Origin of the sequence: Amycolatopsis sp. NPDC101161 (assembly GCF_044768185.1) — a bacterium.
GTDB lineage: Bacteria > Actinomycetota > Actinomycetes > Mycobacteriales > Pseudonocardiaceae > Amycolatopsis.
Genome location: NZ_JBIWPI010000004.1, coordinates 743,504 through 769,724, shown reverse-complemented (window position 1 = coordinate 769,724; position 26,221 = coordinate 743,504). Strand labels below are relative to the sequence as shown.

General features: G+C 72.2%; 29 protein-coding genes. 18 read left to right on the top strand and 11 right to left on the bottom strand.

Features of this window, described 5'->3' with window-relative positions; all coding sequences use genetic code 11:
• Positions 1-40 precede the first annotated feature (40 nt).
• On the top strand, positions 41-1,057 hold the full coding sequence (locus ACIRSS_RS31295; RefSeq protein ID WP_400901080.1) for an NADP-dependent oxidoreductase: 1,017 nt from the start codon (positions 41-43) through the stop codon (positions 1,055-1,057).
• On the opposite strand, the gene ACIRSS_RS31290 is transcribed toward ACIRSS_RS31295, so the two are convergent.
• The 3 genes from ACIRSS_RS31290 to ACIRSS_RS31280 all read right to left on the bottom strand — a co-directional run bounded on the left by ACIRSS_RS31290 (position 1,054) and on the right by ACIRSS_RS31280 (position 3,116).
• Positions 1,054-1,677 carry a haloacid dehalogenase type II gene (locus tag ACIRSS_RS31290; RefSeq protein WP_400901079.1) on the bottom strand — a complete coding sequence of 208 codons (624 nt, stop codon included), beginning with the start codon at positions 1,675-1,677 and terminating at the stop codon, positions 1,054-1,056. The two genes, ACIRSS_RS31295 and ACIRSS_RS31290, sit on opposite strands and share 4 nt — an antisense overlap.
• Before the next feature lie 200 nt (positions 1,678-1,877).
• Positions 1,878-2,492, bottom strand: a complete 615-nt coding sequence (locus ACIRSS_RS31285; RefSeq protein WP_400901078.1) for a pyridoxamine 5'-phosphate oxidase family protein — start codon at positions 2,490-2,492, stop codon at positions 1,878-1,880.
• Between the two features lie 9 nt (positions 2,493-2,501).
• The gene (locus ACIRSS_RS31280; RefSeq protein WP_400901077.1) at positions 2,502-3,116 is read right to left on the bottom strand and encodes a TetR/AcrR family transcriptional regulator; all 615 of its coding nucleotides are present in this window, start codon (positions 3,114-3,116) and stop codon (positions 2,502-2,504) included.
• 90 nt (positions 3,117-3,206) lie between these two features.
• Here ACIRSS_RS31280 and ACIRSS_RS31275 point away from each other — a divergent pair, with 90 nt between their 5' ends.
• Positions 3,207-4,256 carry an NAD(P)-dependent alcohol dehydrogenase gene (locus ACIRSS_RS31275; protein ID WP_400901075.1) on the top strand — a complete coding sequence of 350 codons (1,050 nt, stop codon included), beginning with the start codon at positions 3,207-3,209 and terminating at the stop codon, positions 4,254-4,256.
• A 22-nt stretch (positions 4,257-4,278) separates the two neighbouring features.
• On the opposite strand, the gene purU is transcribed toward ACIRSS_RS31275, so the two are convergent.
• The 5 genes from purU to ACIRSS_RS31250 all read right to left on the bottom strand — a co-directional run bounded on the left by purU (position 4,279) and on the right by ACIRSS_RS31250 (position 7,559).
• Positions 4,279-5,145: a formyltetrahydrofolate deformylase gene (gene purU / locus ACIRSS_RS31270; RefSeq protein WP_400901073.1), complete on the bottom strand. Its 867-nt coding sequence runs from the start codon at positions 5,143-5,145 to the stop codon at positions 4,279-4,281.
• 23 nt (positions 5,146-5,168) lie between these two features.
• A complete protein-coding gene (locus ACIRSS_RS31265; RefSeq protein WP_400901072.1) occupies positions 5,169-5,618 on the bottom strand; it encodes a maleylpyruvate isomerase N-terminal domain-containing protein in 450 nt (149 codons plus the stop codon).
• Positions 5,515-6,216: a DedA family protein gene (locus tag ACIRSS_RS31260; RefSeq protein WP_400901070.1), complete on the bottom strand. Its 702-nt coding sequence runs from the start codon at positions 6,214-6,216 to the stop codon at positions 5,515-5,517. Before ACIRSS_RS31260 ends, ACIRSS_RS31265 begins: the two co-directional genes overlap by 104 nt.
• Before the next feature lie 63 nt (positions 6,217-6,279).
• Positions 6,280-7,074 carry a class I SAM-dependent methyltransferase gene (locus ACIRSS_RS31255; protein ID WP_400901068.1) on the bottom strand — a complete coding sequence of 265 codons (795 nt, stop codon included), beginning with the start codon at positions 7,072-7,074 and terminating at the stop codon, positions 6,280-6,282.
• Positions 7,053-7,559: a DUF2505 domain-containing protein gene (locus ACIRSS_RS31250; RefSeq protein ID WP_400901066.1), complete on the bottom strand. Its 507-nt coding sequence runs from the start codon at positions 7,557-7,559 to the stop codon at positions 7,053-7,055. The genes ACIRSS_RS31255 and ACIRSS_RS31250 overlap by 22 nt, the downstream gene beginning before the upstream one ends.
• A gap of 24 nt (positions 7,560-7,583) precedes the next feature.
• Here ACIRSS_RS31250 and ACIRSS_RS31245 point away from each other — a divergent pair, with 24 nt between their 5' ends.
• From ACIRSS_RS31245 to ACIRSS_RS31215, 7 genes are all read left to right on the top strand, one after another.
• The gene (locus ACIRSS_RS31245; protein ID WP_400901064.1) at positions 7,584-8,639 is read left to right on the top strand and encodes a UDP-N-acetylmuramate dehydrogenase; all 1,056 of its coding nucleotides are present in this window, start codon (positions 7,584-7,586) and stop codon (positions 8,637-8,639) included.
• 159 nt (positions 8,640-8,798) lie between these two features.
• Entirely contained in the window at positions 8,799-9,974 is a 1,176-nt protein-coding gene (locus ACIRSS_RS31240; protein WP_400901062.1) for an Ig-like domain-containing protein, read from the top strand.
• Positions 9,975-9,977: 3 nt separating this feature from the next.
• On the top strand, positions 9,978-10,793 hold the full coding sequence (locus tag ACIRSS_RS31235) for an alpha/beta fold hydrolase (protein ID WP_400901060.1): 816 nt from the start codon (positions 9,978-9,980) through the stop codon (positions 10,791-10,793).
• On the top strand, positions 10,787-12,121 hold the full coding sequence (gene mshA / locus ACIRSS_RS31230) for a D-inositol-3-phosphate glycosyltransferase (RefSeq protein WP_400901058.1): 1,335 nt from the start codon (positions 10,787-10,789) through the stop codon (positions 12,119-12,121). The genes ACIRSS_RS31235 and mshA overlap by 7 nt, the downstream gene beginning before the upstream one ends.
• Entirely contained in the window at positions 12,118-12,621 is a 504-nt protein-coding gene (locus ACIRSS_RS31225) for a YbjN domain-containing protein (protein WP_400901056.1), read from the top strand. Before mshA ends, ACIRSS_RS31225 begins: the two co-directional genes overlap by 4 nt.
• A 70-nt stretch (positions 12,622-12,691) precedes the next feature.
• Positions 12,692-13,558, top strand: a complete 867-nt coding sequence (locus ACIRSS_RS31220; RefSeq protein WP_400901054.1) for a DUF4349 domain-containing protein — start codon at positions 12,692-12,694, stop codon at positions 13,556-13,558.
• Between the two features lie 642 nt (positions 13,559-14,200).
• The gene (locus ACIRSS_RS31215; RefSeq protein ID WP_400901052.1) at positions 14,201-14,950 is read left to right on the top strand and encodes a phosphoglyceromutase; all 750 of its coding nucleotides are present in this window, start codon (positions 14,201-14,203) and stop codon (positions 14,948-14,950) included.
• Positions 14,951-15,005: 55 nt separating this feature from the next.
• Here the strand turns inward: ACIRSS_RS31215 and ACIRSS_RS31210 are convergent, their stop codons facing one another.
• Together ACIRSS_RS31210 and ACIRSS_RS31205 are read right to left on the bottom strand one after the other, a co-directional pair.
• Complete coding sequence (locus ACIRSS_RS31210; protein ID WP_400901050.1) at positions 15,006-15,881, bottom strand: hypothetical protein; 876 nt, start codon at positions 15,879-15,881, stop codon at positions 15,006-15,008.
• A complete protein-coding gene (locus ACIRSS_RS31205) occupies positions 15,878-16,516 on the bottom strand; it encodes a DNA-binding response regulator (RefSeq protein ID WP_400901048.1) in 639 nt (212 codons plus the stop codon). The genes ACIRSS_RS31210 and ACIRSS_RS31205 overlap by 4 nt, the downstream gene beginning before the upstream one ends.
• A 66-nt stretch (positions 16,517-16,582) precedes the next feature.
• Here ACIRSS_RS31205 and ACIRSS_RS31200 point away from each other — a divergent pair, with 66 nt between their 5' ends.
• The 8 genes from ACIRSS_RS31200 (at position 16,583) to proC (ending at position 25,221) form a co-directional block, all read left to right on the top strand.
• A complete protein-coding gene (locus ACIRSS_RS31200; protein WP_400901046.1) occupies positions 16,583-17,455 on the top strand; it encodes an oxidoreductase in 873 nt (290 codons plus the stop codon).
• Between the two features lie 145 nt (positions 17,456-17,600).
• Positions 17,601-18,842 carry a sensor histidine kinase gene (locus ACIRSS_RS31195; protein WP_400901044.1) on the top strand — a complete coding sequence of 414 codons (1,242 nt, stop codon included), beginning with the start codon at positions 17,601-17,603 and terminating at the stop codon, positions 18,840-18,842.
• The gene (locus ACIRSS_RS31190) at positions 18,839-19,528 is read left to right on the top strand and encodes a response regulator transcription factor (protein ID WP_086680214.1); all 690 of its coding nucleotides are present in this window, start codon (positions 18,839-18,841) and stop codon (positions 19,526-19,528) included. Before ACIRSS_RS31195 ends, ACIRSS_RS31190 begins: the two co-directional genes overlap by 4 nt.
• A gap of 236 nt (positions 19,529-19,764) precedes the next feature.
• A complete protein-coding gene (locus tag ACIRSS_RS31185; RefSeq protein ID WP_400901042.1) occupies positions 19,765-20,748 on the top strand; it encodes a hypothetical protein in 984 nt (327 codons plus the stop codon).
• Positions 20,749-20,911: 163 nt separating this feature from the next.
• Entirely contained in the window at positions 20,912-22,537 is a 1,626-nt protein-coding gene (locus ACIRSS_RS31180) for a hypothetical protein (protein ID WP_400901040.1), read from the top strand.
• 75 nt (positions 22,538-22,612) lie between these two features.
• Positions 22,613-23,425, top strand: a complete 813-nt coding sequence (locus tag ACIRSS_RS31175) for a sugar phosphate isomerase/epimerase family protein (RefSeq protein ID WP_400901038.1) — start codon at positions 22,613-22,615, stop codon at positions 23,423-23,425.
• A gap of 134 nt (positions 23,426-23,559) precedes the next feature.
• Positions 23,560-24,387, top strand: coding sequence for a thioesterase family protein (locus tag ACIRSS_RS31170; protein WP_400901036.1), 828 nt, complete (start codon positions 23,560-23,562; stop codon positions 24,385-24,387).
• A gap of 24 nt (positions 24,388-24,411) precedes the next feature.
• Positions 24,412-25,221: a pyrroline-5-carboxylate reductase gene (gene proC / locus ACIRSS_RS31165; RefSeq protein ID WP_400901034.1), complete on the top strand. Its 810-nt coding sequence runs from the start codon at positions 24,412-24,414 to the stop codon at positions 25,219-25,221.
• On the opposite strand, the gene ACIRSS_RS31160 is transcribed toward proC, so the two are convergent.
• Positions 25,209-25,535 (bottom strand): winged helix-turn-helix transcriptional regulator, encoded by a 327-nt coding sequence (locus tag ACIRSS_RS31160; RefSeq protein WP_400901032.1) that lies wholly within the window; start codon positions 25,533-25,535, stop codon positions 25,209-25,211. The two genes, proC and ACIRSS_RS31160, sit on opposite strands and share 13 nt — an antisense overlap.
• A 39-nt stretch (positions 25,536-25,574) precedes the next feature.
• On the opposite strand from ACIRSS_RS31160, the gene ACIRSS_RS31155 reads away from it, so the two are divergent.
• Positions 25,575-26,135 carry a carboxymuconolactone decarboxylase family protein gene (locus tag ACIRSS_RS31155; protein ID WP_400901030.1) on the top strand — a complete coding sequence of 187 codons (561 nt, stop codon included), beginning with the start codon at positions 25,575-25,577 and terminating at the stop codon, positions 26,133-26,135.
• The last annotated feature ends 86 nt before the right edge of the window (positions 26,136-26,221 follow it).

The following is a 26,221-nucleotide window of genomic DNA, read 5'->3' as shown; positions in this document are numbered from 1 at the left end:
GGGCGCCTGCCCCGCTTCGACCGACTTGAGGAGTTCGACGGTGAACGCACCCACCCAGGCGACCGAGATCCGGCTCGCTTCCCGCCCGCACGGCGTCCCGACGCACGACAACTTCGACGTCGTGGACACCGAGATCCCCGCCGCGGGCGAGGGCCAGATCCTGGTGCGCAACCTGATCATGAGCGTCGACCCGGCCATGCGCGGCCGCATGCGGGACGTGAAGTCCTACGCGCCGCCGTTCGAGGTCGGCGAGGTCATGTCCGGCGGGGCGGTCGGCGAGGTCGTCGAGTCCCATGTGGACGGTGTCGAGCCGGGTGACCACGTGCTGCACCAGGCCGGCTGGCGCACCCACGCCGTCCTCGACGCCAAGCGGTTCGTCAAGGTGGACGCGTCGGCGGCCCCGCTCTCGACCTACCTCGGCGTGCTCGGCATGCCGGGCCTGACCGCGTACGCGGGCCTGCTGGAGTCGGCGGAGTTCAAGCCGGGCGACACGGTGTTCGTCTCGGGCGCGGCCGGCGCGGTCGGCTCGCTCGTCGGGCAGCTCGCGAAGCTGAAGGGCGCCAAGCGCGTCATCGGCTCGGCGGGTTCGGCGGAGAAGGTCCGTCACCTCGTCGAGGACCTCGGCTTCGACGCCGCCTTCAACTACAAGGACGGCCCGGTCGCCGCGCAGCTGCACGAAGCGGCGCCGGAGGGCATCGACGTCTACTTCGACAACGTCGGCGGCGAGCACCTCGAAGCCGCCATCGACGCGATCAACGTGCACGGCCGGATCGCCGTCTGCGGCATGATCTCGCAGTACAACGCCACCGAGGCGACCCCGGCGCCGCGCAACCTCGCGCAGATCATCGCCAAGCGGCTCACCATCCGCGGCCTGCTGGTGATCGACCACTGGCACCTGCAGCAGCAGTTCGTCAGCGAGGTCGCGCCGCTGGTGCAGTCCGGTCGGATCAAGTACTCGGAGACGTTCGTCGACGGCATCCGCAACGCGCCGGACGCCTTCCTCGGCCTGCTGTCGGGCGCGAACACCGGCAAGATGCTGGTCCGGATCGCCGACTAGAGCAGTTCGGCCAGCTCCGGCAGGGTCGACGCGGTGTAGGTGGGCGCGGGCGATCCGGGCAGCGGGTGGACGCCGGGACGGGTGAGCAACGCCGTCTCGAGGCCCGCCGCCTGGGCGCCCGCGATGTCCCAGTCGTGCGCCGCGACCATCACGGCCCGTTCGCCCGGGTAGGCGGCCAGGACCTGGTGGTACGGCTCGGGCGCGGGCTTGAGCCGGCCGACCTGCTCGGCGGAGAAGATCCGGTCGAGCAGCGGCGCCAGCCCGGCGTTCTGCAGCTGCGCCTCGGCGGTGGCGAGCGGCGAGTTCGTCAGCGCGACGAGGGTGTGGCCGTTTTCGCGCAGCTTCGCCAGGCCGGGTTCGACGTCCGGGTGCGCGGGCAGCGACCGCAGGCCCTCGGCGACTTCGGCGAGGTCCACCTGGTGGCCGCGCCGGGCGGCCGCCTCGACAGCGGCCGCGCCCGCGATGCCGGCGAAGTCCTGGTAGCCGCCGGTCGCGGTGACGGTCAGGACGGTGTGGATGGCCAGCCCGAACCACTCGCGCCGCAGCTCGCGGCCGCCGATCACGGGGTCCATCGCGGCGAGGTCGAGCAGGGTCTCGTTGACGTCGAAGACGCACAGCATGGGTTCAGTATCCGCCTGATCACCCCGCCGCGGCCCGGCACCGGATCCGCCGGCTCGCAGCGCGGGAGACACCGCCGGTGCCGTTGGGGGTCGATGCGCCGGCCGCACGAACGGAAGGTGGTCGATCGGCCCCGCGCGCCCGAGCCGCGGGCGCCGCCTCCGTGGGTGCTGATGCTCGCGGCCGACGGCAGCGCCGGGGATCAGTACTGCTGGGTCAGCGCCCGTTCGTTGAGATCCGCGTCGAGTTCCTCCGCCGACATCGGCAGGGACATCTGATCGCGCAGGATCGTGCCCAGTGAAGGCAGCTCCGCGCGCTCCGGCCACGTCGACGGGTCCCACAGCGACGACCGCAGGAACGCCTTCGCGCAGTGCATGTACAGCTCTTCGACCTCGACGACCACCGCGAGCTTCGGTCGCTTCCCCTGGACCACCAGCGCGTCGAAGTACGGCGCGTCCGACACCAGCTGGGCGCGGCCGTTGACCCGCAGCGTCTCGTTCATGCCCGGCACCAGGAACAGGAGGCCGGCGTGCGGGTTGTCGACGATGTTGCGGAAGCTGTCGACCAGCTTGTTGCCCGGCCGGTCCGCCAGCACCAGCGTCTTGTCGTCGAGCACCAGCACCGAGCCCGCCGGATCGCCTCGGGGTGAGACGTCGCAGCTGCCGTCCGGTGCCGAGGTGGCCAGCAGCACGAACGGCGAGTGCGCGATCAAGGTCCGCGCGTGCTCGTCGAGGTGGCCGATGACCTTCTGCCGGGTGGTCGGCTTCGGGTCGCCGAGCAGCTCCCGCAGCGCCTCGTGTGAGTCGATGATCCCCATGCGCCCAAGCTAGCGCGCACCACCGACAATCCGGCGGCCCGCGATCGCGATCCGCGCGGCTTCCGACGACTTCTTCACCACCAGGTCCACCGAATAGCCGTGCTTCACGAAGACGCCGTCGAGCTGGAACGTGCCGTAGCCGTGGGCCTGGGTGAACAGCTGCTCCATCAGCTCCAGCGCCGTCGCCGGGTCCGGGGCGACCAGCAGGCAGCGCATGAGGAACTCGTCCGTCAGCCGCCGGGTCTGCTCGTGCAGCCCGACGTGCTCCGGGCCGTGCAGGCCCTCGGCGTAGATGATGTTCATCCCGGCCCGGCGCTCGATCAGGTACCGCGTGTACGCGCCCGCCGCCGCGGCCAGGGCGTCCACGGGATCCGGGTGCTCGCCGGCCGCCGAAGCGACGCGCTCGGCCAGCTGGCAGGCGACGTTCGCCGCGACCTCGGCCAGCAGGCTCTCCCGGGTGGGGAAGTGCCGGTAGGGCGCGCCGGGGCTGACCTTCGCGCGCCGCGCCACCTCCGCGACCGAGAAGCCGGCGAGGCCCTGCTCCGCGATCAGGTCCAGGGATACGCGCACGAGCTCGCCGCGGAGGTCGCCGTGGTGGTACTTGCCGCCCATGACCTGGATCACATCTCTCGTCCGAAATATGTAAGAGGGCTCTTACGTAGACCATGTAAGAGGCCTCTTACGAGGCAACGGTACTTGAAGTTGGAGGGTTCCATGAGCACCACCACGCACGCCATCGCCGTTCCGGCGCCGGGCGCGCCCCTGGCGCCGACCACGATCGAGCGCCGTGACCTGCGTCCGGACGACGTGCTGATCGACATCGCCTACGCCGGTATCTGCCACAGCGACCTCCACCAGGCCAAGGAGGACTGGGGCCAGGCGATCTTCCCGATGGTCCCGGGCCACGAGATCGCCGGCGTCGTCGCCGCGGTCGGGTCGGACGTCACGAAGTACCAGGTCGGCGACCGCGTCGGCGTCGGCTGCATGGTCGACTCCTGCGGCGAGTGCGAGTACTGCCTGGCCGGCACCGAGCAGTTCTGCGTCAAGGGCAACGTCCAGACGTACAACGGCGTCGGCTTCGACGGCGAGAACACCTACGGCGGCTACAGCAACCAGATCGTCGTGAAGGACGCCTTCGTCTGCCGGATCCCGGAAGGCATCGAACTCGACGTCGCCGCGCCGCTGCTGTGCGCGGGCATCACCACCTACTCGCCGCTGCACCACTGGGGCGCGGGCCCCGGCAAGAAGGTCGCCGTGATCGGCCTCGGCGGGCTCGGCCACATGGCCGTCAAGATCGCCGCCGCCATGGGCGCCGAGGTGACCGTGCTGAGCCAGAGCCTGAAGAAGCAGGAGGACGGCCTCAAGCTGGGCGCGAAGGAGTACTACGCCACCAGTGACGAGTCGACGTTCGACGTCCTGCGCGGCAAGTTCGACATCATCCTCAACACCGTGTCGGCCAAGCTGCCGGTGGACGCCTACCTCGGCCTGCTGCGGGTCGGCGGCGCGATGGTGAACGTCGGCGCGCCCGGCGAACCGCTGTCCTACAACGCCTTCTCGCTGCTGGGCGGCAACAAGGTGCTGGCCGGCTCGATGATCGGCGGCATCGCCGAGACGCAGGAGATGCTGGACTTCTGCGCCGAGCACGGCATCGGCGCGGAGATCGAGACGATCCCGGCCGACAAGGTCAACGAGGCCTACGAGCGCGTCGAGAACTCCGACGTCCGCTACCGGTTCGTCATCGACGCCAAGACGATCGGGGCCTGACTCCCGGGGCACGGCAACCGCGTCAGAAGACCACGGTGCGGTTGCCGTGCACCAGCACCCGGTTCTCCAGGTGCCAGCGCAAGCCGCGCGCCAGGGTGACTTTTTCGATGTCCCGGCCCTTGCGGACCATGTCCTCGACCGAGTCGCCGTGGTCGACGCGGATGACGTCCTGCTCGATGATCGGGCCCGCGTCGAGGTCCGCCGTCACGTAGTGGCAGGTCGCCCCGACCAGCTTCACGCCGCGCGTGTGGGCCTGGTGGTACGGCTTCGCGCCGATGAACGACGGCAGGAAGCTGTGGTGGATGTTGATCGCCCGGCCGGCCCACTCGCGGCACAGGTCGGCCGGGAGGATCTGCATGAACCGGGCCAGCACCACCGCGTGCGGGTCGTGCTCGTCGACCAGCTTGCGCACCTCTTCGAACGCTTCTTCCTTGCCCCCGGCCGGGAACGGCACGTGGTGGAACGGGATGCCGTGCGCGCGGGTGATGTCCGCGAGGGACTCGTGGTTGCCGATCACCGCCGCGATGTCGACGTCCAGTTCGCCGGACGCGACGCGGCCGAGCAAGTCGTACAGGCAGTGCCCGGCCTTCGACACCAGCACGACCGCGCGGCGCCGCTCGCCGGTGTCGCTGACCTGCCAGTTCGACTCCGCGGAGAGGTCGGCGGCCACCTCGGCGAACCGGGTGCGCAGCTCGTCGGCGTCGAACGGCAGCGAGTCGGCCCGGACGACCTGGCGTGTGAAGAACCAGCCGGTGTCCGGGTCGGTGTGGTAGGCCGCTTCGACGATCCAGCCGCCGTGCTCGGCGAGGAACCCGGAGATCCGGGCGATGATGCCGGTGCGGTCGGGGCAGCCGAAGGTGATGACGTAGCGGCGTTCGGGAGCGGTCACGACGGCATTCTCCCCCGCGCCGGTCAGACAGCGGGGAGCCGGTCCCCGCTGCCGCACCCGGCCCAACCCGGCAGTACGACGGCGCAAACCAGGTCGTCAGCCCCCTGGGCGAACTCGGGGGACAGGCGCGCCGGCACGGGCCGGGCGAGGGCGGATTCGGCGTCGAGGCGGTGGATCGCCGTGGCGTGGGCCAATCGGCCGGTCCACGGCGATCCGGGGTCTCGCACCAGGGCTTCGCGCAGGGCGAGGCGCTGCCCATCCCACCACCCGAGGACGTCTGCCCACTCCGGTGGCGGCGACGGTGCCACCGGCCGGTCCAGGACCAGGCCGACCGCGGCGCAGTGCACGGAAGCGATGTGCGTCACCAGGTCATGGACAGTCCACTTCGGACAGTTCGGCACCGGGGCCGCCGGACCCGCCTTCAGTGCCGCCCGCTTCAGCGCGTCGGCGTGGACGTCGATCGCTTCGAGCATGGGCCGACCGTAGCCGCCTCCCCGCTTCGATGGCGAAGACCAGGCCCAGGCCCAGGCTGAACGACAGCAGCAGGCCCTTCACCGGCTCGTCCGCGAACGCGGCGCCGCCGGCCAAGCCGATCAGCACGCTGTACACCGCCCAGATCGCCGCGCCGGCCAGGTCGAGCGGGACGAACCGGCGCAGCGGGTAGCCGAGGCTGCCGTTCGCGAGCGCGCTGGCGACGCGTCCGCCGGGCAGGTACCGCGCGGCGATGATCAGCAGGCCGCCGTTGCGCCGCACCTGTTCTCGGGCCCATTCGTAGCGCCGGTGCCCGTCGGCTCCGCGCTGCAGCCGCGCGATGGCCCGCGGCCCGGCGACCCGGCCGACGGCGTACCCGAGGCAGTCGCCCGCCCACGCGCCCCCGCCGGCCACCGCGGCGAGCAGCGCCAGGTTCGCGGGATCGGGCCCGAGCAGCACGGCGACGGTGACGACGGTCGTCTCGCTGGGCATGAACGGCAGCAGCGCGTCCAGCCCGGACACGGCGAAGACGAGCACCCACAGCCACGGCGAGCCGAGCGCGCCGCGCAGCAGCTCGGTGACGTGCCCCAGGAGTTCCACGGTTCAATGGTGATCACCGCAGGTCACTTCGGGGTGACGCAGCGGGGGTGGACCGGTGAACGTTCAGGCGGGAGCGACCGCGGACCACGGGACGGTCAGCTCGCCGGGGCGGATCCTCGGGTCCGGCACCGGCCAGCCGCGCGCCACCAGCAGCCGGACCGTCTCCAGCCAGCGCGACCGAACGCCGAACGCTTGGTGCGGCGCCGCCGTCGCCCAGCAGGTGTCGAGCGCGGCCAGGAACGCGTGGATCCGCTCGCCCGGGACGTTCCGGTGGATCAACGCCTTCGGCAGCCGCTCGGCGATCGTCGACGGGCGGTCCAGCCCGGCCAGCCGCATCGACAGCGTCAAGGACACCGGGCCGGCGGAAGACACCAGCACCCACGTCGACAGCCGGCCGATCTCGTCGCACGTGCCCTCGACCAGCAGGCCGCCCGGTGCCATCGAGTCCAGCACCAGCGCCCACGCGCCCGGGACCTCGTTCTCCGCGTACTGGCGCAGCACGTTGAACGCCCGCACCAGCACCGGCCGCGTCCCGGCCAGCTCGAACCCGCCGCGGCGGAAGTCCAGCAGCGGTGGCGACGCGGCGGGCAACGCGGCCGCGACCCGCGCGGGATCCAGCTCCAGACCGAGGACCCGGACGTCCGGCCGGACGCGCCGCAGCCAGCGGGCCAGCTCGACCGTCGTCACCGGGGAAGCGCCGTACCCGAGGTCGACGACCAGCGGCGACGCGGCCGTGCGCAGCAGCCGGGTCGTCGCGGGGGAGTACGTGATCCACCGGTCGACCCGGCGGAGGCGGTTCGGGTTGGTCGTGCCGCGGGTCGGCGCGCCGACCGGGCTCAGTTTGCTTCGGTGAGCCACTTCGCCGTGAATTCGGCTTCGCGTTCCAGCAGCTTCGTGACCTGCTCGGCGATCACGCTCTCCAGCTTCCCGCCGAACAGCGGGATCCGGACCGTGACCTCGCCGCTGATCCGCAGCACCGTCTTGTCGCCATTGGCCAAGAGCGCGGTCCGCGCGGCGATCTCGCCGGGGACGCCGCCGACCTCGACGGTCGCGTTGCCCTGCCGGCCGGTGCCGTCGTTGCTCACGCGCCAGGTCTGCGTGCGGGTCACCAGCAGGTCGCCCTTGTGCAGGGTCCGCACCGCCGACGGCAGCTTGTCCGCGCTGATCCCCTGCCGCAGCTCGTACCGCAGGTCCGTGCCGGACTCCTCGTACGACAGCAGCGCCGCGTCGTGGCCGCCGAGCTGCTCGAGCCGAGCCCGCAGGGCGGCTTCACCGGCGACCGCCGCGTACGTCGCGGGGACGTCGGCGGCGAACTCAGCGCGGTGCTCGATCCGGGATCCCATGAGCCGGACAGTACCGTCAGACGCGTGAACACCGCCCGTACTCCCGCCCTCCCCAAGCTCTCCGCGTACACGACGCTGCGCCTCGGCGGCCCCGCCCGCCGGTTCGTCAGCGCCGCGACCAGCGAAGACCTCGTCGCGGCGGTGCGCGAGGCCGACGCGGCGGCCGAGCCGGTGCTGCTGCTCGGCGGCGGCTCCAACCTGGTGGTGGCGGACGCGGGGTTCGACGGCACGCTCGTCGAGGTGGCGAACACCGGCTGGCGGCGGGACGGGGACGTCGTGGAGGTCGAGGCCGGCCAGAACTGGGACGCGTTCGTCGCCGGCCTGGTCGACGCGGGCCTGGGCGGGCTCGAATGCCTCTCCGGCATCCCGGGCAGCGTCGGCGCGACGCCGATCCAGAACGTCGGCGCGTACGGCTGCGAAGTCGCCGAGTCCATCGTCTCGCTGGAGCTGTACGACCGCCGGACGCGCGAAGTGCGCACGCTCAAGGCCGACGAACTCGGCTTCGCCTACCGCACCAGCGTCCTGAAGGGCACCGACAGCGGCGTCGTCCTCTCGGTCCGCTTCGAGATCCGCGAAGACGGCCTCTCCGCGCCCATCCGCTACGCCGAGCTGGCGCGCACGCTCGGTGTCGAGATCGGCTCCCGCGTCCCGGCGGCCGAAGCGCGCGAAGCGGTGCTGAAGCTGCGTCGCGGCAAGGGCATGGTGCTCGACCCGGACGACCACGACACGTGGAGCGCGGGCTCCTTCTTCACCAACCCGATCGTCCCGTCGGCCGAGGCCGAAGCGGTCCTGGCCCGGATCGCCGAGAGCGTCGGGACCGACGCGCCGCAGTACCCGGCCGACGGCGGCGTCAAGCTGTCGGCGGCCTGGCTGATCGAGCGCGCCGGCTTCGCCAAGGGTTACCCCGGGCCGGGGAACCGCGTCTCGCTGTCGACGAAGCACACGCTCGCCCTCACCAACCGCGGCGAAGCCACGACGGACGACCTGCTGGCCCTGGCCCGCGAGGTCCGCGACGGCGTTTTCGCGCGGTTCGGGGTCCGGCTGCACCCCGAACCGCTCTTGATCAACTGCGTCATTTGAGCCGAAACGGGCAACCTGGACGTGTATAGGACGTCTTTGTCGACAAAGGCGTAACCACCTGATCGGATGGTCTTTACCTTTCGGGAGGTAACGTCGGGCGGGCCACCAGCGCTAAGGGCGTGTGCTCGCAGGTCGGCGGGGGAAACTCGGGAGGTTTCGGTGATCGAACGGCGCACGGTCTTCAAGGCCGCACTCGCGGCGGGGGCCGCCCTGGTCGCCGCGGCGTGTTCGAGCACGAACGACGGCACCGCGCTGCCCACCGGCGCGGCGGGTGCCGACGGCGGTGGCGCGCAACCTGTGGCGAAGATCACGGCCGAGCCCGCGGTGAACGCGAAGGACGCCCCCGTCCTCAAGCCGGTCACCATCAAGGTCGCCGACGGCAAGCTCACCGAGTGCAAGGTCACCGCGGACGGCGGCAAGGCCGTCAAGGGCGACACCGCGCCGGACGGGCTCACCTGGACCAGCTCCGAGCCGCTCGGCTACGGCAAGACCTACACCTACGCGGCCAAGGCCACCGGCACCGACGGCAGGCCGGTCGAGCTCACCGGCACGTTCAGCACGATCAGCCCGGCGAAGCAGATCCGCGCCACGCTCAACCCGGCCGACAACCAGCAGGTCGGCGTGGCCATGCCGATCAGCGTCAAGTTCCAGTCGCCGGTCAAGGACCGCAAGGCGGTCGAGCAGGCCCTGTCCGTGAAGACGGACAAGGAGGTCGAAGGCGCCTGGGGCTGGCTGTCGGACAGCCAGGTCGACTACCGGCCGAAGGAGTACTGGCCGCAGAACATCACCGTGAGCGTCGAGGCGAAGCTCTACGGCGTCGAGCTGGGCGGCGGCGCGTACGGCAAGGCCGACGTCACCACGAAGTTCAAGATCGGCCGCAACCAGGTGGTCAAGGTCAACACCCCCGAGCACCAGATGCACGTCTACCGGGGCGGGTCGCAGTACAAGAGCTACCCGTGCGCGAACGGCCTGGACGCCGAGGTCGACCGCAACACCCCCAACGGCACCTACATCATCATGAGCAAGGAGCCGACGGCCGTCTTCGACAACGCCCGCTACGGCTACACGAACGTCAACAAGAAGTGGGCCTGCCGGATCTCCAACCACGGCGAGTACATCCACGAGAACCAGGACAACGCGGCCAACATCGGCAAGAACAACAACTCCCACGGCTGCGTCAACCTCCTCGAGGCCGACGCCAAGGACTTCTTCGACTCCGCGCTGGTCGGCGACCCGGTCGAGATCACCGGCTCCCAGCTGGGCGCGCCGATGGCCTCGGACGTCAAGGACTGGAACTACAGCTGGTCGGCCTGGAAGTCGCTGGGAGCGAAGTAGAGCGTGCGCACCGAAGTCGTCGGGCACGGCGGGGTCCGGCTCGGCCTGCGGGTCGAAGGGACCGGGAACAGCAGGCCGATCGTGTTCGTGCACGGCTGGGCGCAGTCGGCCGGCTGCTGGGCCGCCCAGCTCGCCGACCCGGCGCTGACCGAGCGGTTCCGCCTGGTCGCGATGGACCTGCGCGGCCACGGCGCCTCCGACGTCCCGGCGTCCGGCTACGACGACCCGGTGGCGTGGGCCGACGACCTCGCCGCGGTCCTCGACTTCGCCGGGCCGGGCGCGATCGTCGTCGCCTGGTCGTACGGCGGCCTGGTGCTCGCCGACCACATCCGTGTGCACGGCACCGCACGGCTGCGCGGGGTCGTGCTCGTCGGCGCCATCACCGAGATCGGCCGCGACCGGCCCGGCGGGCGCGTCGGCCCGCTGATGCGCGAGCACATGCGCGCCATGCTTTCGGACGATCCGGACATCGCGGTCCCCGCCCTGACCGCGTTCAGCCGCGGGATGGTCGCCCGGCCGGTGCCCGGCACCCAGGCCCAAGCCCTCCTCGGCGCTTCTTTGAGCGTGCCGCCCGCGGTGCGTTCGGCGCTGTTCCGCCGGGACATCGGCAGCGAAGACGTGCTGGTCAGGCTGGACAAGCCCACCCTGGTCGCGCACGGGACGGCCGACCGGGTGATCGAGCCGTCGACGGCCGAGCACGCCCTCGGGAAGATTCCGGGCGCTGTCGGGCGTTGGTTCCTTGACGGGGGCCATGCGCCCTTCGCCGAGTCCGCGGACGAGTTCGACGCGGCACTGCGGCAGTTCGCCGAGGAATGCTGACGCAACGCGGGAGACGTGACCAGGTGACCAGCTCCATCCGGGGGTTCGACGCTGCCCCTCGCCGGATCGCGGTGCTGTCCGTGCACACTTCGCCCTTGGAGCAGCCGGGCACCGGCGACGCCGGCGGGATGAACGTGTACATCAGCGAAACGGCGACCGAGATGGCCCGCCGCGGCGTCGAGGTCGAGGTGTTCACCCGCGCGACGGCGTCCGACCAGCCGCCGGTGGCCGAGCTGGCGCCGGGCGTGACCGTGCGGCACGTCCAGGCCGGGCCGTTCGAGCCGCTGGGCCGCGACGAGCTGCCCGCCCAGCTGTGCGCGTTCACCTCCGGCGTCCTGCGCACCGAGGCGTTCCACGAACCCGGGTACTACGACCTCATCCACTCGCACTACTGGCTCTCGGGCCAGGTCGGCTGGCTCGCCCGCGACCGCTGGTCGGTGCCGCTGGTGCACACCGCGCACACCCTGGCGAAGGTCAAGAACGCCGCGCTCGCCGAGGGCGACAAGCCGGAGCCGCGCCTGCGCGTGATCGGCGAAGAGCAGGTGGTCGCCGAGGCCGACCGGCTGGTCGCCAACACCGCCGTCGAGGCGCGGCAGCTCATCGACCTCTACGACGCCGAGCCGGACGCGGTGCACGCCGTGCCGCCGGGCGTCGACCTCGACCGCTTCACGCCGGGCTCCCAGGCCGCCGCGCGCTCCTCTCTGGGGCTGGCTCCCGACGACGTCGTGCTGGCGTTCGCCGGCCGGATCCAGCCGCTGAAGGCGCCGGACGTCCTGCTGCACGCGGCCGCGGCCCTGCTGCGCCGGCGCCCCGAACTGGCGCCGCGCCTGGTCGTGCTGGTCGTCGGCGGGCCGTCGGGCACCGGGCTGGAGCAGCCGCAGGCCCTGCGCGAGCTGGCGGTCTCGCTGGGCATCGAGCCGCAGGTGCGGTTCCTGCCGCCGCAGCCCGGGGAAGCGCTCGCCCGGGTCTTCCGCGCCGCCGACGTCGTCGCGGTGCCCAGCTACAACGAGTCGTTCGGCCTGGTCGCGCTGGAAGCGCAGGCCTGCGGGACGCCGGTGGTCGCGGCCGAGGTCGGCGGGCTGCCGGTCGCGGTGCCGCACGGCGTGTCCGGCCTGCTGGTGCCCGGCCACGGCGCCGAGGAGTGGGCGGCCGCGCTGGCCGCCGTCGCCCTGCGCCCGGACCGGCGCGCCGAGCTCGGTGCCAACGCCGTCGTGCACGCGCGGCGGTTCTCTTGGCGTCGCACGACGGACGCGCTGCTGGACATCTATGCTCAGGCGACGAGCGCGTTCTCCCGCGCGCTGGACCTGCGCGCGGAGGTGGCGGTGTGAGCCTGGACGAGCTGATCCAGTCTACTTTGGACTCGGCCGAGCTCAAGTACGACAAACGCGGTCCCGGCAAGTACTTCGTCACGTTGCCCGGCACGAAGAAGCTGCAGACGAACGCGTGGCTCGTCGACGGCGACCACGCGTTTTCGGTGGAGGCGTTCGTCTGCCGCCGTCCCGATGAGTCCCATGAGGACGTTTACCGGTTCCTGTTGCAGCGCAACGCGAAGCTCTACGGCGTCCACTACACAGTGGACAGTCTCGGTGACATCTACCTGGTCGGCCGGTTCGGCAAGGAGACGATGTCCGCCGACGAGCTGGACAAGGTGCTCGGCCAGGTCCTGGAAGCCGCCGACGGCGACTTCAACACGCTGCTGGAGATCGGCTTCGCGACGTCGATCAAGCGCGAGTGGGACTGGCGCGTCTCCCGCGGCGAGTCGCTGGCCAACCTGCAGGCGTTCAAGCACCTCGCGGAGCCGCGCGAACCGGGCTTGACCGAGTCGTGACCCGGGCCGTGCAACGGCCCTGAACCGGACATCCGTCTCACCGCCAGCCGAAACTGGAGGGAGACGCAGGATGCGGACTCGATGGAGAGCGGCGCTCGCGGGCGCGGCGGTGGTTTTCGCGCTGGCCGGGTGCTCGGCGTCGGAGAACGGCGCATCGTCCACGGCGGACAGTGCCGGTGGGGTGGCGAAGGTCCCGGCCGCGCCGCAGCAGGGAACCGGGGGCAAGGCCGACTCGAAGGTGACGCCACCGCAGGCCGGCGCCACCGACCGCAAGCTTTCGCGCAGCGCCCGGCTGGAGCTGACCGCGACCAAGGTCGTCGACGTCGTCGCGCAGGCCCGCGGGATCGCGCAGGGCGCGGGCGGCTACACGGGGCAGGAGAGCACCGGTGACGAGTCGGCGACGCTGTCGCTGGCCGTGCCCGCGGAACGGCTGGACCCGGTGCTCGACCAGCTGTCGCACCTGGGCACTTCGCTGGTCAAGCGGGAGCTGAACACGCAGGACGTGACCGAGCAGGTCGTCGACGTCGAGGCGCGGCTGACGACGCAGCGCAAGTCGGTCGAGCGGATCCGCGCGCTGCTCTCGCAGGCGACTTCGGTGTCGGACATCACGTCGATCGAGAGCGAGCTGACGAGCCGCGAGTCGGCGTTGGAGTCGTTGGAGCAGCAGCAGAACTCGCTCGCCGGGAGTGTGGCGATGGCGACGGTGTCGATGAGCATCCGCAGTGTTGCCGCGCCGGCGCCGCCGTCGGAAGACCGGAGTGGGTTCCTCGGGGGGCTGGCTGGTGGCTGGGACGCGTTTTTGACCTTCGGGGGTGGGTTGTTGACGGTGCTGGGGGCTGTTGCGCCGTTCCTGTTGATCGTGGGGCCGTTGGCTTGGGGCGCGTGGTGGGTGAACCGGCGTCGTCGGGGCGTTAAGCCGGAGGCTGTCGAGAGCTGAGCAGTGCTCCCGCTCCTCGTCTTCGATTGTTCAGCACCGGAGACCCGGCCTCAAGGGCGCCTTCGGCGTCGCTTCGCGATGAGCTTCGCTCACCCTTGACCCCGGGTCTCCGGTGCTGACTGCGGCGGGGACGAGGGGCGGGGGAGGTCTAGGCGCGGCCCTGCGGGCCCCTGCGGGGCCGGTGGGTTGGGACTGCCTGAATGACTCGTTCACGACCTGCGCGGGGCAGGCGGGACGGCTCGAGGGAGGGGGGAGTCGCGATCTCGAGCCGCCCCGCTGAAGTTCCCGCCGATCAGGACCCGGTGACGAGGGGGGTGCCATCGGGGCCGGCGGGCCGCGGCTCGGCAGGGGGGAGACGAGCCGCGGTCGAAGCCCGAAACCGGCCGGGGAGTGCGTGGAATCCGGCCGCTCGGGACGTAAGCAAACCTGTCAGATCCCGACCTGTAATCACAAGACTACTCACTAGTCCGTTCGAGTGAACTTCGGTCACGGGGATAACGGTGTGCAGTTTGAAGCGAGGATTTTGCGCGTTGTTGGCGCTTGGACTTGCCGAAGAGTGAGGTGTTACTCCGAAGTAACACACTCTGCGTAGGACGCGAGGTCACCAGTCGGTCGGCTGGTCCGTCATGGCAGGCTGAGCACATGGCCGAGATTGGGACTTTGGTGCTGCTGCGGCACGGGCAGAGCACGTGGAACGCGGAAAACCTGTTCACCGGCTGGGTGGACGTGCCGCTGTCGGAGCAGGGCGAAGGCGAAGCCCGCCAGGGTGGGCAGCTGCTGGCCGACGCCGGGCTGCTGCCGGACGTCGTGCACACCTCGCTGCTGCGCCGCGCGATCTCCACCGCGAACATCGCGCTGGACGCCGCCGACCGGCACTGGATCCCGGTGAAGCGCGACTGGCGCCTCAACGAGCGCCACTACGGCGCGCTGCAGGGCAAGAACAAGAAGCAGACCCTCGACGAGTTCGGCGAGGAGCAGTTCATGCTCTGGCGCCGCTCGTACGACACCCCGCCGCCGCCGATCGACCCGGACGACAAGTGGAGCCAGGCCGGCGACCCCCGCTACGCGAACCTCGGCGACAAGGCCCCGCTGACCGAGTGCCTCAAGGACGTCGTCGAGCGGCTGCTGCCGTACTGGGAGTCCGAGATCGTGCCGGACCTGCGCGCGGGCAAGACCGTGCTGGTCGCCGCGCACGGCAACTCGCTGCGCGCGCTGGTCAAGCACCTGGACGGGATCTCCGACGCCGACATCGCCGGCCTCAACATCCCCACCGGCATCCCGCTGCGCTACGACCTGACCGCGGACCTCAAGCCGGTCAAGGCCGGTGGCGAGTACCTCGACCCCGAGGCCGCCAAGGAAGCCGCCGCCGCGGTCGCCAACCAGGGCCGCTGACCGACGATTGCCGTGAAGGGCACCCTCAAGGCCTTGAGGGCGCCCTTCACGGCTTTCAGGACGCGGCGACCGTGCGGACCGCGGACGCCTTCCAGGTGGTGCCGACGCGGGTCAGGTCGAGTTCCGTGGTGAACGGGCGGTCGGCGCTGCCGGTGGGGCCCGTCACCTTCAGCGTCGTGAAGAACAGCACCGTCGCCGTTCCGCCCGTGAGCGCGGTGACGCCCGCCAGCGGGTCCGGCCCGAGCGCCACCTTCGTGCCGCTCTTGCGGATCGCGTCGAGGTAGGTGGCCTTCTTCGCGCGGTAGTCGGTCAGCAACGGCTCGGTGACCACCGCTTCGGCCCGCGCGTACGAGCCTTCCGGGTCGGCGCTGTCGGTCGTCAGCAGCGCCGTGGCGGCCGCGCGGGCCCCGGCCAGCGCCGAATCGCGCAGGCCGGCGAGGCTGCCGTCGTCCGGGTGCGGTGCGGGCGGCGGCTGCGCCGGGTTCAGCGCGGTGTCCGAGATCCGCCAGCGCCCCGCGGATTCGAGCGCGGTGAACGCGACCGTCGCCAGGCCCCTCGAAGTCCCGTTGACCTGCTCCAGCACCGCCAGCTCCCGGAGCCGGCCGCCGGTCAGCTCGAGCGCGGCGCTGCGCACCACCCGCGTGGTCAGGTGGACCGGCTGCGGGCTCTTCCTGATCGTGTCGAACAGCTTCGCGAGCTGGTCCTTCGCCGCCCCGGTGACGTTCGCCGCGACGGCCTGGTCGAACGCCGCCGGGTTCGTCGAGTCGTAGCTGAACACCGCCTCGGCCGCCGTCTTCACCGCGTCGAGGGCCGCGTCCGTGCCGCGGGCGTCGACCAGCGCGAGGTTGCCGGTGAGCGGCGTGGCCGTGCCGGAGATCGCCGACGTGCACGCCGAGGTCGTCAGGACCAGCGCCAGCAGCGCTCGCTTCACAGCAGCCCGGCCTCGCGCGCCCGCGCCCCGGCCTGGAACCGCGACGACGCGCCGAGGACCTCCATCAGCTCCGCCACCCGCCGCCGGTAGGTCCGCAGGCCGACGCCGAGCGCGCGGGCCGCCGTCTCGTCCTTGCAGCCGGACGCCAGCTGCTCGAGGATCTCCCGCGCGCCCAGCTCGGTGAAGCGGGCCTGGTAGGACTCGAGGTCGGTGCCGCCGGCCCAGGCCGCCTCGAACAGCGACTGGATGCCCTGGACCAGCTCCGGGCTGCTGACGACGGTGTAGCTCCGGACCCCGCCGACGTGGTCGCCCGCGACGATCGCGATCCGGCGGTCCAGCAGGATCGTCTCGTTGACCTCGCGCTCGGTGATCCGGATGCGCGCGCCGTGCGTGGCCATGAACCGCAGGTGCTCGGCCAGCGCGGGGTCGAACAGGACGCCGGGCAGGTACATCTTGCGCACGGACGTCGTGCGCACGGCCTGCTCGCGCTCGGGCGCGGACGGGTGCGCCACCGACCAGGTGTGCAGGTCGCGGGCCGCGCACGAGACCTCCGTCGCGGTCGCGAACAAGTGCGCCGTCCGTTCGAACAGCTCGGCCTCACCGCGCACCACGACGACGTCGCTGACTCTCTCCACGTATTCCAGTTTGGCAGCAAAGTGCCATTCCCGGCGGCTTCCGGGCCAGGTCGGAAGGCTGGAGCCATGACCACGAACACCACCCTCCCCGCCGCCGCGGCGGGCACCTGGCAGCTCGGCTCCTTCGAAGTCAACCGGCTCGGCTTCGGCGCGATGCGCCTGATGTCCACTTCGGACGGTGGCATCCGCGACCGCGGGACGTCGCTGACCGTGCTCCGCCGCGCTGTCGAACTCGGCGTCAACCACATCGACACGGCCGCCTTCTACTTCGCCGGCCCGCGCTCGGCGAACGAGCTGATCAACACCGCCCTGGCGCCCTACGACGACGTGGTGATCACCACCAAGATCGGCGCCGGCCGCGACTTCGAAGGCACCTTCTACTTCGCCCGGCCGGACCAGCTGCGCGCCCAGGTCGAGGAGAACCTGCGGCAGCTGGGCGTCGAGCACCTCGACGTCGTCAACTACCGGATCGGCGCGGGCCTCGACCGCGGCGAAGGCTCGCTCGCCGACGGCTTCGGGGCCCTCGCCGAGCTGCGGGAGCAGGGCCTCATCCGCGAGCTGGGCATCTCCAACATCGGCCCGGCGCACCTCACCGAGGCCCTCGCGATCGCGCCGGTCGTCTGCGTCCAGAACCAGTACGGCCTCACCGCGCGCCGCGAGGACGACGAGATCGTCCGGATGTGCGCCGAGCACGGGATCGCCTTCGTGCCGTTCTTCGCCGTCGCCAGCGGCCAGGGCGAGGACGCGCGCGTCGCCGAGGTCGCGCGCCGCCACGACGCCACCCCGGCGCAGGTGCGGCTCGCGTGGACCCTCCACCAAGGACCGCACGTGCTCGCCATCCCGGGCACCGGTGACGTCGCGCACCTCGAGCAGAACGTCGCCGCGGCCGCCCTGGAGCTCACCGACGACGATCTGAAGACCCTCGACACCGCCGGGTGATTCACCCGGAATGTCTCGCCGGGGAATCGATCGGGTGAACGCGGGCTGAAGCACCGGCGAACATGTCATCGCCAGGTGTCGCGGTGCTCACGACTAGGCGGACAACGCTAGGCCGAAGGGCCACTTCTCAGCTTACGATCGGCCTGTGACCACGCCTGTTTCCCTCGCACTGGCCATCGGGGCACTGGTGGCCGGTGCGGTGGTCGGCTACCTCCTCGCCCGGGCGCGAAGCCGCCGCGAAGAGGCCCGGCCGCCGGGCCCGACCGTCGCGGAGCTCCTCGAACGGCTGGTCCGGTCGTCCCACAACGGCGTCGTCGTCCTCAACAAGTTCGGCGACATGGTGCTGCACAACCCGCGCGCCTACGAGCTGGGCCTGGTGCGGGTGAACCAGGCCGACCCGCGGGCCCGCCGGGCCGCCGAGCAGGTCGTCGAGACCGACGAGCCGATGGAGATCGACCTTTCGCCCATCGAAGCGCGCGGCCGCCAGCCCGAGGCGGTGCTCGGCCAGGTCCGGCCGCTCGGCGACGGCTTCACCGTCGTCGAGGCCGTCGACCACTCCGAGGCCATCCGGCTGGAGGCCGTCCGCCGCGACTTCGTCGCCAACGTCAGCCACGAGCTCAAGACCCCGGTCGGCGCGATCGCGCTGCTCACCGAGGCCGTGCTCGACGCCGCCGAGGACGTCGAGGAGGTCCGCCGCTTCGGCGGCAAGATCCTCCGCGAGTCCACCCGTCTGGGCCAGCTCGTCACCGAGCTCATCGCGCTGTCGCGGCTGCAGGGCGCCGAGCGGCTGCCGGACCTCAACGTCGTCGAGGTCGACGCCGTCGTCCGCGAGGCGCTCGGCCGGACGACACTTTCGGCCGAGTCGGCCGACATCCGGATCACCACCGACACCCCCAGCGGCCTGCTCATCGAAGGCGACCGGACGCTGCTGGTCACCGCGCTGTCGAACCTGCTGGAGAACGCCGTCGCGTACTCGCCGGCCGGCAGCCCGGTCTCGATCAGCCGGCGGCTCGCCGACGGGATGGTCGAGATCGCCGTCACCGACCGCGGCATCGGCATCGCCGAGGACGAGCAGCAGCGCGTGTTCGAGCGCTTCTACCGCGCCGACAAGGCCCGCTCGCGCGCCACCGGCGGCACCGGGCTGGGCCTGGCGATCGTCAAGCACGTCGCGGCCAACCACGGCGGCTCGGTCGGGCTGTGGAGCCGGCCGGGCACCGGCTCGACGTTCACGCTGCGCATCCCCGCGCACGTCCGCCCCGAGCCGGCCGCGGAGCCGGCGCGGGCCGCCAAGACCTCGCCGGCACCTCGGCAGGAGAAGACCCCCGAGCGCACCCCGAGGCTCGTGGTTACCGGGCAGGACAGCCCAGATCATGGAGGAAACCTGTGACCAGGGTTCTCATCGTCGAGGACGAGGAGTCGTTCGCCGACCCCCTCGCCTTCCTGCTGCGCAAGGAAGGGTTCACCGCGGCCGTCGCCGGGACGGGCCAGGCCGCGCTGGAGGAGTTCGACCGCAACGGCGCCGACATCGTGCTGCTCGACCTGATGCTGCCGGGGATGAGCGGCACCGACGTCTGCAAGCAGCTGCGCCAGCGCTCGGCCGTGCCGGTGATCATGGTGACGGCGCGCGACAGCGAGATCGACAAGGTCGTCGGCCTGGAGCTCGGCGCGGACGACTACGTGACGAAGCCGTACTCGGCGCGTGAGCTGATCGCGCGCGTCCGGGCGGTGCTGCGCCGCGGCGGCGAGCCGGGCACGGACGGCGAGCTGGCCCCGCTGGTGCTGTCGGCGGGCCCGGTCCGGATGGACGTCGAGCGGCACGTGGTGACGGTCGACGGCGCCGAGGTGTCGCTGCCGCTCAAGGAGTTCGACCTGCTGGAGTACCTGCTGCGCAACGTCGGCCGGGTGCTGACCCGCGGGCAGCTGATCGACCGGGTGTGGGGCGCGGACTACGTGGGCGACACGAAGACGCTGGACGTCCACGTGAAGCGGCTTCGGTCGAAGATCGAGCCGGACCCGGGCTCGCCGCGGCACTTGGTGACCGTGCGTGGGCTGGGGTACAAGTTCGAGACGTAGGCCGGGTTTGTCCGGGAAGGGCGTTCTCGCGACTTCGGTGGCGTGGGCGCCCTTCGCGGCGTTGAGGGCGGCCCGGTCCGGCCGCTGAAGAGGGCCGGCCGGGCTGGCAACTCGAGACGTAACCGGCATTCCGGGCGGCCCCGCGGCAGCCGGGAGGCGCGCCGGGGTGGTACCGCACCGAGTGTTTTCGGTTACAAGTTCGAGACCTGGCGCCGGGGCCGGTACCCTGGACCCCCGTGCGCCTAGGGGTACTCGACGTCGGTTCCAACACCGTCCACCTGCTCGTGGTCGACGCCCACCGTGGCGCCCACCCGACGCCGATGCATTCCGAAAAGTCCGTGCTGCGCCTGGCCGAGCAGCTCACCCCCGGTGGGGAGCTCAGCAAGGCCGGGGCCGACGACCTCGTGACCGCGGTCGAATCCGCGAAGGACGCCGCCGCGCGGCTCGGCTGCCAGGAAGTCATGGCGTTCGCCACGTCCGCCGTCCGCGAAGCGAAGAACTCCGCCAAGGTGCTGGCCCGCGTCGCCGACAAGACCGGCGTCGACCTGCAGGTCCTCTCCGGGACCGATGAGGCCCGGCTGACCTTCCTCGCCGTCCGGCGGTGGTACGGCTGGTCGGCCGGCCAGCTGCTCGTGCTCGACATCGGCGGCGGCTCGCTGGAGATCGCCATGGGCCGCGACGAAGAGCCCGTGCTGGCCGAGTCGCTGCCCCTCGGCGCGGGCCGCACCACGCGCACGCGCTTCAAGCACGACCCGCCGTCGCGCTCGGAGCTCGTCGCGACGTCGGCGTGGCTGGACGACCAGCTCACCGAGCTCGCGCGGAAGGTCACCAAATGGGGTGAACCCGACCGCGTCGTCGCGACGTCGAAGACGTTCCGGTCGCTCGCGCGGCTGACCGGCGCCGCCCCCTCGGCGGCGGGCCCGCGCGTGCGACGTACGCTCACGGATACCGCGTTGCGCCAGCTCCTGGCCTTCATCTCGCGGATGACGTCGGCCGATCTGGCCCAGCTCGAGGGAGTCAGCTCGAGCCGGTCGCACCAGCTGGTGGCGGGCGCGCTCGTCGCGCAGGCCACCATGCGGGCGCTCGGTTTGGCGGAACTCGAGATCTGCCCGTGGGCTCTGCGAGAGGGCGTGATCCTGCGGCGGCTGGACCATTCGAACGGCGCGGATGAGACTGGAGCCGCCCTCGTGGGGCGCTTCGGCGCACAGGAGGACCGGTGAAAGCACGCGGCTGGACTTCCCGGACGGACAACGGGCACGGTGGAGAGGTGACGGACATGCAGAGGTCGGCGTACAGCGCGCGCGGCGCCGCCGGGGTGCCGTCGGGAACCCGCTCTCGAGGTGCCACCAGCGACAACTCGGTGCGCGCGGGGGACGACCAGGTATGACGGACCAGACCGGAGGCGACCAGCCGCAGAAGACCGTGGCCGAGCTGCTCGCCCAGCACGGTGCCCAGGTCGACGGCAACCGCCGTCGCCGTCGGCGCGCGGCCGATGACGACGACGAGCCGGCCACCCCGGAGACCCCGGGGCCGACCGGTTCGCACCGCCGTCCCGGCGTGGGCGACACCGGCCCGCAGGCGATCATCGACCGGGTCGCGTCGGAGGGCACGCCGCCCCCGCCGAACCGGCCCACCGGACGGCGTCGCGCCGAGCCGCCCGCTGCGCCGCCGCCCGCGCCCCGCGCGGTCCCGCAGGACTCCCAGCCGCTGCCGCGGCCGGTCCCGCCGCCCCCGCCGGCCCGGCCCGCGCCCGGCGGCGCCGAGTCCGGCCAGTACGCGCGCCCGCCGCAGCAGGAGCCGACCCAGTTCACCCGGCCGCCGCAGGAGTCCGGGCAGTTCTCGCGCCCGCAGGAGTCGGCGCAGCTGCCCGTGCCGCCGCGCGCGCCGCGGCGCCAGCCGCCGCCCCCGCAGCCGTCGCAGCAGCTGCCCACCCCGCCGCCGCAGCCGTCCCAGCAGCTGCCGACGCCGCCGGCCGCCGAGGAGACCCGGGCCGTCCCGCCGGTCCGGCGCCGTCCCGCGCCGCCGTCGCAGCAGCTGCCGGTCCCGCCGCCGCAGCCGTCCCAGCAGCTGCCGACGCCGCCGCCCGGCGGGCCGCTCTCGGCCCGGCTCGACGGCCTCAACGGCACCCCGGACGCCGACGTCGACGCCCCGCCGCCCCCGATGGCCAGCGGGACCTTCTCGACACCGCCGGCCGCGCCCGGGCGCCCGCGCCGGGGCCCGGCGCGCCGTCCGCAGCCGCAGCAGGAGGCCTACACCGAGCAGTTCGACGCGGTCCGGCACGAGCAGCCCCCGCCGCCGCCCGCCCCGCCGGCGAAGCCCGACGAGCCGTCGTCGCCGGGCGGGCTCGCGAACTGGCGCAAGCGCCGGCAGAAGGAGCAGCTGGAGGACACCGAGATCGGCGTCATGCCGGTGGTGCCCGGCGAGACCCCGGACGACGGCTACCCCGAGGACGACTTCGAGCCGGACGGCTTCGCGCCGGAGGGCAGCGGCTACCAGGCCGCGTACGACGCCGGCCCGCCGACGGGCGCGTACCCGCCGCCGATGCCGTTCGCGCCCGGCGACCGCGCGTCGCGGGCGCCGATCCCGGACGACCTGGCGCCCTACGAGCGCGAGTTCGCCGACGGCTACCCCGACGGCGGCCCGGACTTCGAGCAGGACGACTACGGCTACGAGCAGGCCGACGGCTACGAGGACGACGAGTACGACGACGTCCCGGAGCCGGTCGCGGAGCCGGAGCCGGCGACCTCGCCCGGCAAGGCGTGGCTGGCCCTGGCCGGCCAGCTGGCGCTGGGCGTCGTCGGCGGCGCGGCCGTGTGGCTGGGCTTCAACTGGCTGTGGGTGAACATCCCGGCCGCCGCGCTGGTCGCCGCGTTGCTGGTGGTGGTCGCGCTGGTCTGGATCGTGCGGAAGATCCGCCGCGCCGAGGACCTGCAGACGACCGTGCTGGCGGTGCTGGTCGGCCTGGTCGTGACGGTCTCGCCGGCGGCGTTGCTGCTCGTCGGCCGCTGACGCGCGGGGGACGCGGTGAGATCCGCGTCCCCTTCCGCGTGTGCCCCTGCTCCACACCCTCGGTGACGAGGCAGGATGGCGCGCGTGACAGACGAGAAGCCGGTCCCCGTCGGGCTCAGCACGGCGTCCGTGTGGCCCCTCAAGGCCGGGACCGCCTTCGAGCTGGCCGCCGAGCTCGGCTACGACGGCGTCGAGGTCATGGTCTGGGCCGACGCGGTCAGCCAGGACATCAGCGCCCTGCGCCGGTGGTCGCGCCGGACCGGGGTGCCCGTGCTGTCGATCCACTCGCCGTCGCTGCTGATCACCCAGCGGATCTGGTCGCCCGATCCGGTCGTGCGGCTGCGGATGTCCGTCGAGGCCGCGCAGGAGCTCGGCGCGCGGACCGTGGTCGTCCACCCGCCGTTCCGGTGGCAACGCCGCTACGGCGACGCCTTCGGTGATCTCGTCGACGAGCTGGAGGAGTCCAGCGGGATCGAAATCGCCGTCGAGAACATGTTCAAGGTGCGCCCGCCCGGCGGTTCGAAGAATTCGCGCGTCTCCGCGTTCCGGCCGTCGATCGACCCTACGGACGTCGGTTTCCGGCACTACACGCTCGACCTGTCCCACACAGCGGCAGCCCGGATGGACGCCCTCGCGCTCGCCGAGCGGATGGGCGAAGGCCTCTCGCACGTCCATCTGGCGGACGGCACCGGCGTCCCGAAGGACGAGCACCTGGTGCCCGGGCGGGGTGGCCAGCCCTGCACCGAACTGCTGGAGAAGCTGGTCAGCAGCGGTTTCGCCGGGCAGATCGTGCTGGAGATCAACACCCGGCACGCCGCCACCGGCGCCGAGCGGGTCCGTGATCTCGCGGAGGCATTGCTGTTCGCGCGTTTCCACCTCGGGCAGTAATTGCGCACGTTCACCACGGACACGACTACTCCCGGGTCCATTTACCCGGATCGAACACGTAAAGTTCGGACCGTGAAACCGTCGCGCTCGCTGATCGTCACCTGCCCGGATTTGCCCATTGGCACGGCGCGTTCGTGAGTGGAACGGACGGCACCGCCGTGTCCTTCGAGACGGCGAGTGCGGCGCGGTCGCTGGGGGACGGCACCTTCACCGCGGTGCTGCGTGCGGAGTGGGCCATCGGCTCGCACCCGCACGGGGGTTTCCTGCTGGCCCTGCTGGCCAAAGCGGCGATCGCCGCCCTCCACGAGCGCGGTGAGCCGCACGCGGAGCCGCTGGTGGTCAGCGCGGAGTTCCTGCACGCGCCCGCGCTGGGCCCGGTGCTGCTGCGCACGGACGTCCGCAAGGTCGGCCGCCGCGCGACGGTCGTCGAGGTCCGGCTGGAGCAGCGCGGCCGCAGCTGCGTGGAGGCGCGCGTGACGACCGGCCGGCTGCCGATGCGCCGGCCGGAGTGGACGGACGTGCCGTCGATGCCCGCCGAGCCGTCCCCGGGCGCGCTCGCGATGGCGGAGAGCACGGAGGGCCCGTTCAACCTGGCCAAGGGCTGCGAGGTCCGCCTCGACCCGGCGACGGCGGGGTACCTGGCCGGGCGCACGGGCGAGCCGCCCCGGATGCGGCTGTGGGTCCGGCCGCGCCACGGGCTGGTCGACCCGTACTTCACGTTGCTGGCGTCCGACGTGAACCCGCCGGTGGTGATGAACCTCGGCCGCATCGGCTGGGCGCCGACGGTCCAGCTGACGGCGCTGCTGCGGACCCGGCCGGCGCCGGGGTGGCTGCGGGTGGTGGTGGAGTCCCGCTCGGTGCACGAGTCGTGGTTCGACTCGGACGCCACGGTGGTGGACTCCCAGGGGCGGCTGGTGTGCCAGGCCCGGCAGCTGGGGCTCGCCCCGGCACCGGGCGCCTGAGGCACGTTTGGCACGCTTTACGCCATGACGGTCATCGCGGTGCTGGGTGCGGGAAAGATCGGCGAGGCGTTGCTCTCGGGGCTGCTGCACGGCGGCCACGAGCCGGGCGACCTGCTCTTCACCGAGCGGTACCCGGCGCGCGTCGAAGAGCTCACCGCGCGCTACGGCGTCCGCGGCGTCGAGGTGGAGGAAGCCGCCAAGCACGCCGATGTCCTGGTCGTCGCCGTGAAGCCGCAGGACATCGACCCCGTGCTCGACGAGCTGGCGCCGCTGCTCGGCCCGAACTCGCTCGTCGTCTCGCTGTGCGCGGGCCTGCCCACCTCGCTGTACGAGCGCCGGCTCGCCGAGGGCGTCCCGGTCGTCCGGGTCATGCCGAACACGCCGATGCTGGTCAACGAGGCCATGAGCGCCATCTCGGCCGGCCGGCACGCCACCGCCGAGCACCTGGCGGTCGTGCGCGACCTGCTCTCGCACGTCGGCCAGGTCGTCGAGGTGCCCGAGGCGCAGCAGGACGCCGTGACGGCGTTGTCGGGCTCCGGCCCGGCGTACTTCTTCTACCTGGTCGAGGCCATGATCGACGCCGGCATCCTGCTCGGCCTGCCGCGTGCGCTGGCCGGGCAGCTGATCATCCAGTCGGCCGTCGGGGCGGCGAAGATGCTCGCCGAGTCCGAGGAGCACCCGGTGCTGCTGCGCGAGGCCGTGACGTCGCCCGCCGGGACGACCATCAACGCCATCCGCGAGCTGGAGAAGCACGGCGTCCGCGCGGCCATGCTGGCGGCCATCGAGGCGGCCAAGGACCGGTCGGTCGAGCTGGGCAAGGCTCACGAAGGCTGACGCGGCCGCCAGTCCGCCGCCCAGGCGTCGAGCTGGACCAGCGTCCCGAACAACGAACGGCCCTGCTCGGTGAGCGAGTAGCCCTCGGCGTTCCCGACCAGGTCGGCCTCGCCCAGTTCGCGCAGCCGCGTGGCCAGCACGCTGGAGGACACCCCGTCGCAACGCTGCTGGAGCGCGCGGAACGTCAGAGCCGAGTCGCGCAGCTCCCAGAGGATCCGCAGCGTCCACCGCCGGCCGAGCAGGTCGAGCAGCGCCATGATCGGGCGGCCCGTCGTCGAACCGCGGACCGGGTGGCCGGGTAGAGGCGTCGTCATTGCTTTCCTTTCCGAAGCGCCGATGTTAGCGTGCCGGGTATGCCTCTGAAATCGAAGCAGCCGCGGATCGCGCCCCTCGAGCCGCCGTTCGACGTCGGGACGGCCGAAGTGCTCGACCGGCTCGGGCCGCCGATCGCGCTCTTCCGCGTCTGGGCCCGCCGGCCGGAGCTGGCCAGGGGTGTCGCGGACTGGGGGCGGTACTACTTCTCGCGGCGGTCGGCGCTGACCGTCCGGCAGCGTGAGCTGGTCATCGACCGGACGACCGCGCTCTGCGGGGCCGACTACGAGTGGGGCGTCCACATCGTCACCTTCGCCGAGAAGGCCGGCCTCGACGCGGTGCAAATCCGTTCGCTCGCCACCGGCAGCCCGGCCGACGAGTGCTGGGACGCGGGCGACCGCGCGGTCCTCGAAGCCGTCGACGAACTCCACGCCACCTACGATCTCGCCGACGACACCTGGGCGGCGCTGGAAGACGCCGTCGGCCGGGACGGCGTACTCGACCTGCTGCTCGTCTGCGGGTGGTACCACGCCGTTTCGTTCACCGTCCGGGCGCTGCGGCTGCCCCTCGAACCGGGGACCGGGCGCCCGGATTCGCCGTAATGGGCGATTCCTGCGGTCTTGCACGCGCGGGTGGCTGTGCGTTAGCGCAGGTAGGAGCCCATCTCGGTGACAGGCGTCGCATTAGT